At 49.3% G+C, this 13,802-nt stretch carries 14 protein-coding genes and 1 pseudogene; 4 read left to right on the top strand and 11 right to left on the bottom strand.

What is annotated here, in order from left to right; translation table 11 throughout:
• Positions 1-70: 70 nt before the first annotated feature.
• Together ACFQ88_RS18265 and ACFQ88_RS18260 are read left to right on the top strand one after the other, a co-directional pair.
• The gene (locus tag ACFQ88_RS18265) at positions 71-991 is read left to right on the top strand and encodes an AraC family transcriptional regulator N-terminal domain-containing protein (RefSeq protein WP_379455090.1); all 921 of its coding nucleotides are present in this window, start codon (positions 71-73) and stop codon (positions 989-991) included.
• A gap of 536 nt (positions 992-1,527) precedes the next feature.
• Positions 1,528-1,827, top strand: coding sequence for a hypothetical protein (locus ACFQ88_RS18260; RefSeq protein ID WP_379455089.1), 300 nt, complete (start codon positions 1,528-1,530; stop codon positions 1,825-1,827).
• Positions 1,828-1,925: 98 nt separating this feature from the next.
• Here ACFQ88_RS18260 and ACFQ88_RS18255 read toward each other — a convergent pair whose 3' ends face one another.
• Positions 1,926-2,972 carry a DUF1835 domain-containing protein gene (locus ACFQ88_RS18255; protein WP_379455088.1) on the bottom strand — a complete coding sequence of 349 codons (1,047 nt, stop codon included), beginning with the start codon at positions 2,970-2,972 and terminating at the stop codon, positions 1,926-1,928.
• Positions 2,973-3,025: 53 nt separating this feature from the next.
• Positions 3,026-3,175, bottom strand: a complete 150-nt coding sequence (locus tag ACFQ88_RS18250; protein ID WP_379455087.1) for a hypothetical protein — start codon at positions 3,173-3,175, stop codon at positions 3,026-3,028.
• A gap of 186 nt (positions 3,176-3,361) precedes the next feature.
• Here ACFQ88_RS18250 and ACFQ88_RS18245 point away from each other — a divergent pair.
• Positions 3,362-3,808 (top strand): annotated as a pseudogene (locus tag ACFQ88_RS18245) (helix-turn-helix domain-containing protein); the annotation flags it as partial.
• Positions 3,809-3,895: 87 nt separating this feature from the next.
• Complete coding sequence (locus tag ACFQ88_RS18240) at positions 3,896-4,636, top strand: helix-turn-helix transcriptional regulator (RefSeq protein WP_379455086.1); 741 nt, start codon at positions 3,896-3,898, stop codon at positions 4,634-4,636.
• A gap of 65 nt (positions 4,637-4,701) precedes the next feature.
• On the opposite strand, the gene ACFQ88_RS18235 is transcribed toward ACFQ88_RS18240, so the two are convergent.
• The 9 genes from ACFQ88_RS18235 to ACFQ88_RS18195 form a co-directional block, all read right to left on the bottom strand.
• Entirely contained in the window at positions 4,702-5,499 is a 798-nt protein-coding gene (locus tag ACFQ88_RS18235) for a putative protein N(5)-glutamine methyltransferase (protein ID WP_379455085.1), read from the bottom strand.
• Positions 5,500-5,718: 219 nt separating this feature from the next.
• Positions 5,719-6,717 carry a hydroxyacid dehydrogenase gene (locus tag ACFQ88_RS18230; protein ID WP_379455084.1) on the bottom strand — a complete coding sequence of 333 codons (999 nt, stop codon included), beginning with the start codon at positions 6,715-6,717 and terminating at the stop codon, positions 5,719-5,721.
• 86 nt (positions 6,718-6,803) lie between these two features.
• Entirely contained in the window at positions 6,804-8,468 is a 1,665-nt protein-coding gene (locus ACFQ88_RS18225) for a type 2 periplasmic-binding domain-containing protein (protein WP_239625764.1), read from the bottom strand.
• Positions 8,469-8,520: 52 nt separating this feature from the next.
• Positions 8,521-9,414: a carbohydrate ABC transporter permease gene (locus ACFQ88_RS18220; RefSeq protein ID WP_379455083.1), complete on the bottom strand. Its 894-nt coding sequence runs from the start codon at positions 9,412-9,414 to the stop codon at positions 8,521-8,523.
• A gap of 17 nt (positions 9,415-9,431) precedes the next feature.
• The gene (locus ACFQ88_RS18215) at positions 9,432-10,394 is read right to left on the bottom strand and encodes an ABC transporter permease (RefSeq protein ID WP_239625768.1); all 963 of its coding nucleotides are present in this window, start codon (positions 10,392-10,394) and stop codon (positions 9,432-9,434) included.
• 29 nt (positions 10,395-10,423) lie between these two features.
• Positions 10,424-11,392 (bottom strand): Gfo/Idh/MocA family protein, encoded by a 969-nt coding sequence (locus tag ACFQ88_RS18210; protein ID WP_379455082.1) that lies wholly within the window; start codon positions 11,390-11,392, stop codon positions 10,424-10,426.
• 15 nt (positions 11,393-11,407) lie between these two features.
• Positions 11,408-12,199, bottom strand: a complete 792-nt coding sequence (locus ACFQ88_RS18205; RefSeq protein WP_379455081.1) for a sugar phosphate isomerase/epimerase family protein — start codon at positions 12,197-12,199, stop codon at positions 11,408-11,410.
• An 84-nt stretch (positions 12,200-12,283) separates the two neighbouring features.
• Positions 12,284-13,333, bottom strand: a complete 1,050-nt coding sequence (locus ACFQ88_RS18200) for an aldo/keto reductase (protein WP_379455080.1) — start codon at positions 13,331-13,333, stop codon at positions 12,284-12,286.
• The gene (locus ACFQ88_RS18195) at positions 13,330-13,782 is read right to left on the bottom strand and encodes an RbsD/FucU family protein (protein ID WP_379455079.1); all 453 of its coding nucleotides are present in this window, start codon (positions 13,780-13,782) and stop codon (positions 13,330-13,332) included. The genes ACFQ88_RS18200 and ACFQ88_RS18195 overlap by 4 nt, the downstream gene beginning before the upstream one ends.
• Between the last annotated feature and the right edge of the window lie 20 nt (positions 13,783-13,802).

Genomic DNA, 13,802 nt, shown 5'->3' with positions numbered 1-13,802 from the left:
GCCTAATTCTCTTCTGTCTCGTTATAATAAAAGGAACTTTGACAATCTTTCCGGAAAGAAGCTGATATAGATGGACGAATCAGTGCGAATGGAGCAGGCTTTGCAGCAGCTTGCAATCTTGATAGAACGCTTCGCTCCATCGGACGGTACGCACCCCACTTCCGTGCCTTCTTTATTTCTGATGCGTGCCACGCAGCTGTCAGAACCGCTGGAATCCGTATATAAGCCATCCATTTGCGTCGTGGCGCAAGGTGCCAAGACGGCCACACTGGCTGATGAAATCTACCGCTACGATCCTTCAACCTACCTGGTCACATCCGTCGAATTACCCATTGTGGGCAGAATCATAGAGGCTGCGCCGGACATCCCGTATTTAAGCTTGAAGCTGAGCTTCGACACCGACGTGATTCTGGATATCGTGAAGGAGATGAAGCGCCCCGATTCCGTTCAAGCGGAAGCCGCCCGCGGTATTACCGTGAACAGGACAACTCCCGCATTACTCGAAGCCATTGTGCGGCTTATGCAATTGCTTAACACACCTGACGACATTCCGGTACTAGCGCCGCTCATCATCCGCGAAATTCTGTACAGGGTGCTTCAAAGCGATCAAGGATCGCTAATTCATCCATTCGCTGTCAACGGCAGCCATGCACATAGTATAGCTCAAGCGATCCAGCTGATTAACCGGCAATACGATCGCCCGCTCGTCATCGAGCAGCTTGCCAAGTCCGTCAATATGAGTACGTCGGCATTTCACAAGCATTTCAAGCGCGTCACGGCGATGAGCCCGCTGCAATACCAGAAAACCGTGCGCTTGCAGGAAGCCCGGCGCTTAATGCTGACGGAAACCGTGCAGGCATCCGATGCCGCCTTTCGCGTAGGCTACGAGAGCCCGTCCCAGTTCAGCCGGGAATACGCCCGTATGTACGGACGTCCGCCGAGGCTGGATGTTCAAGAGATTCGCGGGTCTATGGCAGGTTCAAGCTCTTGAGTCTGACCATGGATCTGTTGAATCGGCAATAACTTTAGTCCTATTTTTCTCAGGTAGACCAGCCGCAGTTCGATCTCTTTTCTTCGATCGGCATCCTCAAAACTTCATCAAAGGTTTTACCTTCTATCGTTACAGCAAACTTTCCGGTTTGGACTCGCTTCTAGTAACATATACAAAGCTGGCAGGCGTATAAATAGATAATGAGTAAAAATCCAATTGATATGATTAGATTCCTGCTTCTTGCGGACATCTCTTTGAATCTGAAGTGTAAGAACATTCTTATCAAGAAATTATAAAGTATCAATACTCCCACCAAAGGAAGCCACATTACTCATCCAATCCATTGTTTACCCATCCATTGGTCTCTAGTGTTTAACCCAATAATTTGAAAAATCGTAAATCGTTGTCTTCTTCCCTGTAACAAGGGTACCCTGTATTGGGATTTGCCTGTAACAAAAATCACAGTCTGTAGATGTGCTTTAATGTACAATAAAATGATTATATCAAGGTCTACTGCTTAATGGAGGAATAGAGAAATGAAACAAGAGCATATCGTCCATTTTAAAATTATTAACAAGACGGGAACGCGGCTGCTTAGAGGACTTATTTATTTGGAGGAACATCAGGAGCCGACCTTGCAAGACTTTGAGAAGTGCCTTCAAGACTGCGGTCACGAAGTTCGCATAGTAAATAAGGAGCAGTTCATTTTCCGAGCGTTCAAGCCTGGAGAAGAATATCTTATCGATGTTCTGGAAGATTACGAGGATCCTCATACAAGGGACCGGAATGCCGAGAACTTGGCCAAGACGTTCATGAAGGACAACAATCCTCTTTAATCTGTGACCCGCTCCAATTATTTTACGCTGCAGATGTAACGCGGCTACTGACATCCTCGGTGCCGCGTCTAACTTTTCCGTTGGTAACCGAAACACCCTCATCTACGCCGTACGCTGTAAAACCTCATTGCTCGCGGAACGCCTTTGATTTCCAAAAATCCGTTGTAAATAAGCTGCCGCAGCCGGTATTCCAAATAGCTGTCACCAACGTATTGATCGCAATATCCGAGCGCCTCGCCTATTACCCTTGCCGCCTTAATAAAATCGTTATTTGCCTTGTAGGAGTGCAGCTTCTCGACGGTCTCCAGCAAATAAGAATCGAAATGATGCTCATCCACATTAAGGACTCGATCTCCATCCCATATGCGTAACACCTCATGCTGATTGGCGAACTCTAACCATTCCCGCTCTAGTCTACGCCTTGTTTCCCATGCGATAGCCCCATTTTCCCCGATTTCCCCCCAAACAGCTTGAAGCTTCTCGGGGGGGATTTCTCCTGCGTGCAAATAGTCGATATAACGATCCGCAGTGTTATACTTTCGTTGGCAAGCTTCCGCAGCATCAAATAGAACTATTTTATTGGGACTGTTCCTCAGCAAATAAAGAGCATACCGTAAACCTACTTGCTCGTGAGCATTTTTACCGCTCCATATAACTATGGAAGCTTCATCCGGAATTGGGGCCATTTGCTCCGTTATGCTTTGATGAATAGCAGCAAAATCATAATCCGTCTCGTCATCCCCAAAGTTAATATGATCTCTGAACCATCCGCCTCTCTCGGCCTGTCCCGATTCCTCATGAAGCTGCCATAGGGGACCAATAGCAAATTGCTCACGAAAACATATAATCTTGTTTGTATCCTCATATCCCAGCTGCTGAATCGCAAATTTCAGACTTCCGGCTAAAGAATCGCCGAATACAATATGTACCTTCGTGGTGGCTGCATCCGGTATCCATCGTGATATTTTGTTATCTGGAACTAGAAGCTTGCCGTAGATATCCCTCAAGTTTTTGTACAGATCTATGTTTGCATTCTTGTTCATTTCAACGAGATCCAATTGCAGCTTAATCGTTGTCAGAACCTGTCTTGCATCGTTCAAAGAAAGTCCATTGATCGCCTTCTGCATTTCAACCAACTTATTCAATTTCTATGCCTTCCTCTCATTAAGTTAGTTCTAATTGATTGCACAATTTCAGATCACCGTTCTATCCGAGGTGGCTTTTCAGGTGTAAAACTTAGAACAAATCCGCCGCGATAAATAAGTTCGCCTCGATCCCCTTCTATATATTGATCCGCTTCAGCAGGGTCGAGCAATTGCAGCCTTTTTTCCCCTGTAAATGATTCCACGAATCATATAACCACCTGCTCGCAACTGTCAAAAAATTGTCTAACAACATTATTCGATACCAGGATAGGTATCCCCTTTTCACATTGCATAAAATGAAAAACAGGTTAACCCATTTCAATAGGGTCAACCTGTTATACTATCATTCTATTAGCCTGCTCGTTTTCCATAATCGGAGCCTGCAGGATATCGATCTGCCGAAATATCTTGCTCCTATTTATACTAAAGAAGTGCTGAATAGACTTCTGAATGGACATTATGGGGCTGCGCTTGCTCAGATTACTTTGGAAGGCAGCAGTACGTACCGGATTAGGGAGTGTATCGAAGAAATTATTAGAAACTATGACAAGCCCTTGCGAATTGAAGTGCTCGCTGAAATAGCCCATATGAGTATTTCCTCATTTCATCGTCACTTTAAAGAGGTCACCGCAATGAGTACGATTCAGTTTCAAAAACAGCTTCGATTACAGGAAGCTTGGCGTTTGCTACTATCCGAGTCAGCGGATGCCGCAGACGCAGCGTTTCGAGGAGGCTATGAGAGTTCTTCGCAATTTAGCCGCGAGTATGCTCGTATGTTCGGCTCTCCAAAAGCGGACATGAAGCGATGGAAAGAATATGTTGATAGCCGAGCGTAATTGTGCGGATTGATAAATTAGGTTGCAAATGCCGGCTTCTCAGTGTATTTTATGAATAATCGATATATTCAATTCGGAGTGAAGCTTATGGATATCGTATCAATGCATCACGGTAAGCACTGTGTGCCAGAATGGAAATGGAATGTTCCCATAGGCTGCCATCCGGGGTTTACCCTGTGGAGTATTTGGGGCGGAGAAGGTCAAATGAAGCTCGGTAATAACTGCTACCGGTTAAGTGTCGGAGATGTATTTTTTATCAATTATAAGAGTGAGGTCGATGCTTTTCAAAGCGAGCATGCCAGCCTGGATGTCCGCTACATTGATTTCACCTTGCGTAATCCGGAAATACTGAGTGACCTGCCCGAGCATCGCCATTTTGATCAATTTCATTTCGTGCTAGAGCTGTTCAATCGCTTTCGTGCGGCCGAAGAAAGAAATAACCAGGCGCAAATGGAAATATGGCTGCGAGCGCTTATTACGGAGTATCAAACGAAAGCCCCCGTATCCTCCGGCGCATATACGAAACCGATAGATGAACTATGCCGCATGTTTCAACAGCAGCCGCAGCACCCGTATGATATGAGCGAGCTGGCCAAAAGCCTGTCTCTTACGACCGATCATTTCATCCGCATCTTTAAACAGGAACGCGGAATTACGCCCTACTCTTATCTGCAGCGCTGCAGGCTGGAAACGGCCAAAACCCTTTTGCGCATGTCTACTCTCAGTATTACGGACATTGCTAGCAGCTGCGGCTTTTCCGATATTTATAATTTTTCACGGTTCTTCCAGTCAAAGACAGGCTTATCCCCAAGAAAGTTTCGAAGCTGAATTCTTATTTGTGAGAAATCGATCTCAAGCCGTTCTTCCCTTGCCTGTTGGATAGCTTCTCAGCTTCAGTTGTCCGACAGAATTCCGATGATGACGTTAGCGTCCATTTCATCAGAATGAACCCACTTGGGAAGCAATCCATTTTGTGTAAATAGTTCGGCAGTTAGCGGTGCCTGCTTCTCGCTGGTCTCCACTAGCAGCAAGCCTCCTTTTGCAAGCCATTGAGGAGCCTCCGCCACGATTCTTCGTTGAACATCCAGTCCGTCAGCTCCTCCATCAAGGGCAATTCTAGCCTCGTGGACGCGAGCCTCCGCCGGCATGAATTGTATCGATTCCGTCGGGACGTATGGAGCATTGGCAATCATTACGTTGACCCGGTTAGCAAGCTGAGCAGGCAGAGGCTCAAAGAGATCCCCTTCATATACCAAGCCTCTGTCTAAGGGAATGTTTCGACGAGAGCAATGCACTGCAGCAGGATCGATATCAACTGAATGCAGTTTAATACCTTCCACCGAAGCGGCTAAGGCAGCACCTAAAGCGCCGGAACCGCAGCACAGATCGACCACTACGTCTCCCGGTTGAGTGAGAGATACGGCATGTCTAGCAAGAAACTCGGTTCGCTGACGGGGCACGAATACCCCCGGATCCAGCTCAATTCGCAATCCGCAAAATTCCGTCCAGCCGATTATATGTTCCAGAGGAAAACCGGCAGCCCTCCGATCCACTAGGTGGGCTAATTCGGTATTATTCTGTGATGCAGCTATTAACAAGCGAGCCTCATCCTCAGCAAAAACACATCCGGCTGCCCGCAGCTTCCATACGATTGAGTCCCAAGCGCTGCTTCCTATTTCGCGATATTCCACATATCATCCTTCTTTACCTGAAGATTTACTAAAACCAGTTTACATGGAAGCGTTAGAGGACTTATATGTCAAAAATTCTTATAGTTAAACTGTCCCGACGGCAGAATCCTCCATTTCCATAATTCACCTTATTATATTGGTTTCACGAGCATGATTCAAAAGCAAAAAAGCCGCATATGCGGCCTCCTTTTAATAAAACACTAACACTCTCCATCATTCCTACGTCATAATGGCCAGCTGCTCCCGCTTCACCTCGAAGGCAAGCGGTTCTCCAGCGTAGAAACGCCTGATCTCCTCCACCATCATTGTACCGATCCGTAGTCGTGAGTCCGGATTGACTCCGGCAAGATGAGGTCTGGCTATCACATTACCGAGCCGCCTGAATTCGCTGTCCGGAGGAAGAGGCTCTACGGAGAATACATCCAACCCGGCCAGAAAACGGTTCTTGCGAAGCTCTGCAAGCAGCGCATCTTCGTCGATCAAATCGCCTCGGGCCGTGTTGATCAGCATCGCGCCGGCCCGAATCAGGGACAGCTCCTTCTCCCCGATCATCCGATACGTTTCCGGCACCTTCGGCGCATGTAAAGAGATAATATCTGACGATGACAGCAGTTCGTGCAGCGAGGCTAGCCGAACCCCCAGCTCGGCGGCTTTGTCCTCCGACAGGAACGGATCATAGCCGAGGATGCTAACACCGAACGGCTGAAGCAGCTTGATGACCTCTCGCGCCACCATGCCCAATCCGACCAAACCGACCGTTTTTCCACGAAGCTCATACGTTTCCAATGCCGGCAGCTTGGCGTTTCCGCCAGTGCTCATAATTTCATGAACCCTGATAATCCGATGACCCAACGCAAGAATAAGCGCCAGCACCGATTCGCTCACGGATACGGCAATAGCATAGTTGCTGTTAAGCACGCGGATTCCACGGTCGTACACCTTCGTTGTCGGCAGCACCGGGCGAATGGAGCCGGCCATGTGCGCAACGAGCTCCAACTGCTCTGCATGCTCCAGCACCTCGTCGTCCAGCGGACAAGTTCTCCAGGTTGTGATGATGATATGCGCTCCCTTTACTCTGTCCGCAAGCTCTTCCTTGGTGAAGGGGCGGTCATACGGGTTCCATTCAATATGTCCCAGAGACTGCAGCTGGGCTTTCGTCTCCTCCGTCAAGAAAGCGCTGATCTGATTATTAGGTATTTGCACTAAAATGGTCCGCATACTTGCTTCCATCTCCTCATCTCCGTCAGGAGGAAAATGCCGAAGTAGACGGATTGCTCCATCTACCCCGGTCTCCTTATCAAATCCTATTTCTTCTGCTGTGCATCATAGGCTTTTTGGTAAATCTCCAAGTACTTTTTAAGGTTCATCTTATCAAGCGTACTCACGTAGTTGTTCCATTCCTTCTCGATATCCGCATCCCCTGTCACGAATCGGGCGATCATGGTTTTCACATAGTCGTTGATCGTTTTGTCCAGCTCGGCGAGCACTTGGGAATCGCTAGGCGGGAAGAATAACGGCGGAACCAGCGTCTTGATATCCGGCTTGAACGGTTCATAATTTTTCTTCGTAATGTCGTAGTACATCTTTTCTTTATCCGGCAGCTTCAGCACCGCCTGACCTGCATACCAATCCTTATCCGTCCGGTAGTTCAAGCCGTATTGGGCCCAGCCCTCATTCTGTACCCGGCCGAATGGAATGAGCAGCCGGTATTTCGCAGGCTGACCGTCCCTGCCCAGGTCGCCTGGCTGCGGCCAAGACCACGACGAGTTTTCCACGCCGAAGTTGGAGTACAGGTTGGCTTCGAAATCATACATCACATCCGCCCAGCGCATCGTTGCTTCCGGGTACTTATTGGTGTTGGTCATGATGAAGTTGCCCGAGCGGATTTTGTCATATGGATTCCAGAATGCGGTCTGCTTACCGGAAGGTCCCTTGAGCGGAGCTATCGGCTGGTAATCGAGCCATCTGCCGCTCGGTCCTTCAACGATCGTAATGGTCGACGGCGAATGCGCCGGCATAGCCCCTGCGATGGCAATATCCGGATTTTCCGCGATTTTCTTAAGTCCTGCGTCGTCCTGAGTGAAGGATTGCGGAGCAATCAAGCCTTCTTTATATAGCTTATTTAAATATTGCAGTCCCGCTTTCCATTCGGGCTTGTTGTATACGACATCGATTTTACCGCCATTGACGATCATCCGTTTCATACCGTCGTCATAAATAAACGAATTCATAATAAAAGGATCGATGAGAGTTCTCGTCCCGGTAGCTCCAGCCAGCGCCAGCTCATCCGGCTTGCCGTTGCCGTTCGGATCCTTCTCCTTAAATGCCTTGAGCATTTGATAGAACTCGTCAAGCGTTGCAGGCTCCTTTAATCCGAGCTTATCGAGCCATGGCTTATACACATACATTTTAAAATTCATCGAGCAGTGATAGCATTCGTTGACATACGGCAAGCTATAAACTTTATTCCCTGGCGCCGTTACCGCATCCTTGACCTCCGGCATTTCCTGGAATATTTTCTTCGTATTCGGTCCGTACTTCTCAATCAAGTCGGTAAAGGAGACGAACACTCCCTGTTCTCCGTACACCATCTGCTGCTCGGGAGAGATCCCCATGTTCAGGATGACATCCGGCAGATCGCCGCTTGACAGCACCAGGTTCAGCTGCTCCAGATAGTTCTTCTCATCCGTAACGATCCATTCCACCTGGACATTCGTCTTATTCTCGAGCCATTTCGTATAGCCGTTCGTGTTGAAGTTCTCCACCAGACTGTTGCCGCGGACAAGCACCTTCAGCTTGATTTTCTCATTTACGATGGGAAATTGGCCGGGCGGATTCACTTTGTTTGCCGTCGGACTTTGTTTGTTCTCACCCTCCTTGGCTGTTTCACCGGGATCCGACGTGCACGCTGACAGCAGTAACGAGAGACAAAAGACGATCGTCCACAACAGCACTATCCTTTTTCGCATGGTCTTGACCTCCCATAATCAAATGCTCACTCACCCTTAAGACCGTTGCCGCTTACCCTTTAATGGATCCGATCATCACCCCTTTAACAAAATGCTTTTGCACAAACGGATATATCACCAGCACGGGGACGGTAGCAACTACGATCAGCGAGTATTTAAGCAGGTCCGCCAAGCCCTGTCTGGCAACCAAATCCTCTTCGCTCATCACCATGCTCGGATCGATTTGATTCTGGATCAAGATGCTGCGAAGCACCAGCTGCAGCGGATATAATTCCCGGTCCTTCAAGTACAATAAAGCGCTGAAATAGGAGTTCCAATGGTTGACCGCATAAAATAGCGAGATAACCGCTACTATCGGTCCGGACAGCGGCAGGACAATCCGGGTGAGAAACTGCCAGTCGGTTGAACCGTCCACCTGTGCAGCCTCGAGCATCTCATTAGGGATATTCGTCTGAAAGTAAGTGCGCGTAATGATCACATTAAATACGCTGAGGGCGGAAGGGATGATCATAGCCCATCTCGTATCCAGCAAGCCTAAATCCTTTACCAGCAAATAGTTGGGAATCAGGCCGCCGGAGAACATGATGGTGAATACAAAAATAAACATGATCAGGTTTCTTCCAATGAAATCTCTTCGCGCCAGCGGGTAAGCCGCCATTAACGTCAGCACGACATTGATTATCGTGCCTGCTACCGTGTAGAACAGCGAATTGGCGAATCCGGTCCATACCGCTTTGTTGCTGAACACCGCCTCGTACCCTTTAAGCCCCGGATCCACAGGCCACAGCCAAACTCTGCCGGAAATTACCGCCTCCGAGGAGCTGAAGGAAGCGCTGACAATATATATTAGCGGATACAGCATGGATAAGAAAAATATTGATAATATCGTATAGTTAACTATGTTAAATACTTTGTCACCGGTAGCTTCTCTTATGCTACGATGCATGCGTCATTCCCCCTACCCTACCACAGACTGCTCTGGCCGATTTTTTTGGCAAGCCGGTTCACGGAGATCAGCAGGATGAGATTGATGATATTCTTAAACAATCCAATCGCGCTCGAATAAGAGAAATTGACAATATTCGAAGCCAAGCCAACCTTATACACGTACGTATCCACAATCTCGGATGTCCGCAGGTTGAGCGGATTTTGCATCAGGAATGCTTTTTCAAAACCGATCTCCAGCATCCGGCCGACATCCAGAATAAGGAGAATAATCGCGATGGGTAAGATGCCGGGAATATCGATATGCCAGATTCTGCGAAGCTTGGAAGCCCCGTCTACAACCGCAGCCTCATGAAGAGAAGGATCGATGCTTGCCAGCGCCGCCAAATAAATAATGCAGCTGAAGCCGACGTTCTGCCATACGCCCGACCACACATAAATGCTGCGGAAGTACGATGCCTCGCCTATCCAGTTCACAGGGTCAAATCCGAACCAGGAGATGATTACATTAACAATCCCGATTCGCGGATCAAGCACCTGAAAGATGATGCCGACCATGACAACGACCGAAATAAAGTGCGGTGCGTAAGTAACCATCTGAACCGTCTTCTTAAACCTCTCATGCATGACGTAGTTCAGGCTCAGAGCCAGCAGGATCGGAAACGGAAAGCCTGCAGCCAGCTGATAGAAGCTGAGGGCAATCGTGTTCCACATAATGTTCCAAAACTCGTAGGATTCAAAGAAGCGGACAAAATGATCGAAGCCGACCCAGCTGCTCCCCCAGATTCCTTTGCTTGCGACGAAGTTCTTAAATGCAATTTGAGCTCCGTACATCGGAACGTATTTGAATATAATGATAAAAGCAAACGGGAGCGCCATCAGCAAATATAGCTGCCAGACCCTCCCCATGTCCCGCAGCAATTTTCTGTGTCTGCTCATAGGAACCGCATGGGACAATTGCTTCGTACTTGCCGTTTCCATTGGTGCCACCTCCTACGGGAATAGAACATTTATCTGCCGGCGAGCATCGCTTGCGCAAGAATAGTCTCCGCTACCTCCATCGTCTTCAATGCGTCACCAAAGTGGGAGGAAGGCAATGTCCCCGACTTCAAGCAGCGGATGAATTCCTGATGCTTCGCAAGAAATCCTCCGTACTGGAACAGCTCCTGGCCCCCCGCCATTTCCCGGGCATCGTATTCGATTCCTTGGGTATCTCCATCGGCGTATAGGAAGCCTTTGGTCTCATGCTCGGCCTCTACGCAAATGTTGGGAGCATGCATTTCAACGGAAAAAATACGGCGTCCGCTGGACCAGCTATTGATCAGGTAGCCCGTCGAGCCGTTGTCAAAGTGGAGCGTAGCCGAAATGAAGTTGATATCCGGCACCTGAACCCGTTTGGTCATGCTTTCCACATGGACGACTTCACCGCCGCACATCCAGCGCACCGTGTCGATGGAGTGCACCGTATCGTCCATCATCCGGTCTCTGGCATGAAGGTACGGCTTGATCTCGGATTTGTAAAATCGGCATACTGCGTGCGTAATCGGACCTCGCTGCAAGCATTCCTCTCTAAGCTTCGTGACCATCGGTGAGCTGCGACGCTGAAAGCTGACTTGGGTGATGCAGCCGTTCTTTTCAGCCAAGTGGGCTAACGACCGTGCTTGATGTATCGTAATACCCAAAGGCTTCTCAATGTACAGGTTTAAGCCCTGCTCCAAGCACCATACCCATATGTCGTACATGAGATGCGGCTGACCGATCACATAGACGGCTTGCGGCTTGACTTCTTCTACCATTAAACGGTAGTCGCTATACCTGTTTTCAATTCCGTATTGATCTGCCGTTTGCTGCAGCGCTAATGGATTCAGATCGCATACCCCGGCTATTTCCACGTCATCCATATAAGCTAGCGACGGGTAGTGCACCGAATTGGCCATTCGGCCGGCGCCAATAATGGCTACTCTGATTTTATCCGTCATATCGCAGTTCCTCCTTTAAGCGAATAATGACTTCGCGTAATCCATGTCTTCTCGAATCAGCCGGTCCACGTCCTTATCGTTCGTGTATTCCGCCGACAAGCAGACGACTCCGCTGTAATTGCGCTGCAGCAGATAAGCCGCAACCCGTGGCCAAGATGCGAGTCCCTGACGCCCGGACGTAAAGTATCGCTTCCATTCGGCGTTCTGCCCTTCAGGCCCGTTCAACCGGTGATAATAAGCGTTCTTCAAATTCACCATGGCTAAGTGAGGCCAAATGATATCCAGACCGTATTCCGGCTGCTGTCCGGCCAGAGCATCATGGGCGCAATCCCAGATCGCTCCTACGCATTCAGGCGATAGTCCGTCGAGCAAATGCAGCATCCCCATAGAATCGGTGACGAAATTGCCGTAGTGCTGCTGTACCCCAACCTGCACCCCATACTTTTCGCATAGTGGGATAAGCGCTTCCAATTTCTCGCGTTCCCGCTTCTCGGAAGCTACATAACCAAGCTCCGGCGATATCGTAGGCATAATCCGGATCATCGGAATTCCCGCCTCCGCACAACCGGCAAACACTCGCTCGTCTGTACCGCTTGCCACACTGAAAATGCTTAGCCCGTGGTCGGCGAATTGCTCTGCAAGCTTCGGAAGCTGATGGGCGTTCGCCGGATCGACTTGGAAGCCGTCGCGCAGCGGAAACTCGACACCGTCGCAGCCGAGTTCCTTAACGAATTTGCACAAATCCCAGACGGATAAGGTTTTCCAAGGCTTCGTGAACACAGAGAACAAAACGGATTGATCTGCCATGGTGAGCACATCCTTTGCTTTTTTGATATTTTTTCTTATGAGTCTGAGTCAACAATATAATATCCACTTATTTCCTTACGGGCTTTACCGGATCCGATTATGGTTCCTGTTTTCGTAATAATCAGGACTAGGCCCAAGCTTGCGAAGCACCGGTTCGCTAACCCGGTTCAGCCTCTCCATAACATCTCGACTCAGCTCCACGGACGCCGCCTGCGCATTCAGCTCCAGCTGCTCCACGTTGCGCGACCCGACAATAGTCGTGGCAATGGCACTGTTAGTAATTGCCCAAGCCAGGCATAGCACAATCATGTGGAGGTCCAGCTCACGAGCTATCGTCTGCACTTCCTTCAGCACGTTATTGATTTCCGCTTCGGCTCCTACCTCTCCATGGCGGGTTCCTTGCCCCCTGCTGTGATGGAAGTGTCTGGACCTTGCCTGCATGGGCTTCACATCCGCCAGATCGGCGTATTTGCCGGTTAATAAGCCCTGCTGCAAAGGCATGTAGCCGATTACACCCATTTGATGCTTCTGGCAATATGGAAGGATGGTCTCCTCGATCGCCCGCGATATCAAGTTATACGGCAGCTCGTTGGCTGCTGCTTTCACTCCGGTCGCACGCACCTCCTCCATTTGTGCAACCCCGTGATTGCTGATCCCGATATGGCGAATTTTCCCTTCCTTCTGCAGCTCCCGGAGCGTACAGAATACCTCTTCGACGGTTGGCGGGCTCGCAATCAATCCGGGGTTTGTCGTAAAATGCCGAATCGCCAACGGCGATATCGGCCAATGCAGCATATACAGGTCGATATAGTCGGTCTGCAGACGCTTTAGACTTGCCTCGCAGCCCTTCCTCAGCAAATCCGGTCGCGCATTCGCCGTATTGATCTTGCTGCCGATAACAGCCTCGTGACGGCGCCCCTTAAGCGCAATCCCGAGCGATATTTCACTTTCCCCATCATTATAGATTTCCGCCGTATCGAAATAATTGATCCCGATGTCCAAAGCCTTATGTACGACTTCATCCACGTCCTTCTGAGACTGGTCCCCCCAATAAGCCCCTCCGCCGTATTGCCAGCACCCCATGCCGAGAACGCCCAGCTTCAGATCCGTAGCTCCAAGTGTCCGTACTTTCATCGTTCCGCCTCCTTTATGGAGGGAGTTCGGATCACGCCTTTTTTCAAAATCAAATTGCCCTTATACGCCTCGTCGCTGGTCGCAATAACGGCAAAAGCCTCCTTCGCTCTGCTGTAAAAGGCGAACCGCTCCACATAGTCAAAATCAACGAAATCCGGTTGGCTGGAACGAATCAGGGCGCGGTACTGCTCCCATACATCCGGCTGACGGTCTTTTTCCCCCAAGGACATTACTGCTGCCGGGCGTTCCACCGCGTAATCCAGCGGAAAAAAAGGCATAATGGCTCCAAGCACATCCGTAATTCGGTGTCCATCGCTTCGAATCAATCGTTTGGCCAAGGTGACAGCCGGAAAATTACCGTCTGCCAAGACGATTTCGTCCCCATGGCCCATTTCCATCAAAGCCTGCATCAGCTGCGGAGAAATGATCGGCGGTATTCCTCTCAACATTCTCGCGGGACCTCCTTAAG

Origin of the sequence: Paenibacillus sp. NPDC056579, from assembly GCF_042793215.1 — a bacterium.
In the GTDB taxonomy this organism is placed as follows: Bacteria; Bacillota; Bacilli; order Paenibacillales; family NBRC-103111; genus Paenibacillus_S.
Note: the sequence above shows the minus strand (reverse complement) of the source record. Positions and strands in the feature narration are given on the sequence as shown.

Excerpts from the sequence above, each read along its gene's own strand:
- ACFQ88_RS18265 (WP_379455090.1), top strand. The coding sequence starts at position 71 with ATGGACGAATCAGTGCGAATGGAGCAGGCTTTGCAGCAGCTTGCAATC.
- ACFQ88_RS18260 (WP_379455089.1), top strand. The coding sequence starts at position 1,528 with ATGAAACAAGAGCATATCGTCCATTTTAAAATTATTAACAAGACGGGA.
- ACFQ88_RS18240 (WP_379455086.1), top strand. The coding sequence starts at position 3,896 with ATGGATATCGTATCAATGCATCACGGTAAGCACTGTGTGCCAGAATGG.
- ACFQ88_RS18230 (WP_379455084.1), bottom strand. The coding sequence starts at position 6,717 with ATGCGGACCATTTTAGTGCAAATACCTAATAATCAGATCAGCGCTTTC.
- ACFQ88_RS18225 (WP_239625764.1), bottom strand. The coding sequence starts at position 8,468 with ATGCGAAAAAGGATAGTGCTGTTGTGGACGATCGTCTTTTGTCTCTCG.
- ACFQ88_RS18220 (WP_379455083.1), bottom strand. The coding sequence starts at position 9,414 with ATGCATCGTAGCATAAGAGAAGCTACCGGTGACAAAGTATTTAACATA.
- ACFQ88_RS18215 (WP_239625768.1), bottom strand. The coding sequence starts at position 10,394 with ATGGAAACGGCAAGTACGAAGCAATTGTCCCATGCGGTTCCTATGAGC.
- ACFQ88_RS18210 (WP_379455082.1), bottom strand. The coding sequence starts at position 11,392 with ATGACGGATAAAATCAGAGTAGCCATTATTGGCGCCGGCCGAATGGCC.
- ACFQ88_RS18205 (WP_379455081.1), bottom strand. The coding sequence starts at position 12,199 with ATGGCAGATCAATCCGTTTTGTTCTCTGTGTTCACGAAGCCTTGGAAA.
- ACFQ88_RS18200 (WP_379455080.1), bottom strand. The coding sequence starts at position 13,333 with ATGAAAGTACGGACACTTGGAGCTACGGATCTGAAGCTGGGCGTTCTC.
- ACFQ88_RS18195 (WP_379455079.1), bottom strand. The coding sequence starts at position 13,782 with ATGTTGAGAGGAATACCGCCGATCATTTCTCCGCAGCTGATGCAGGCT.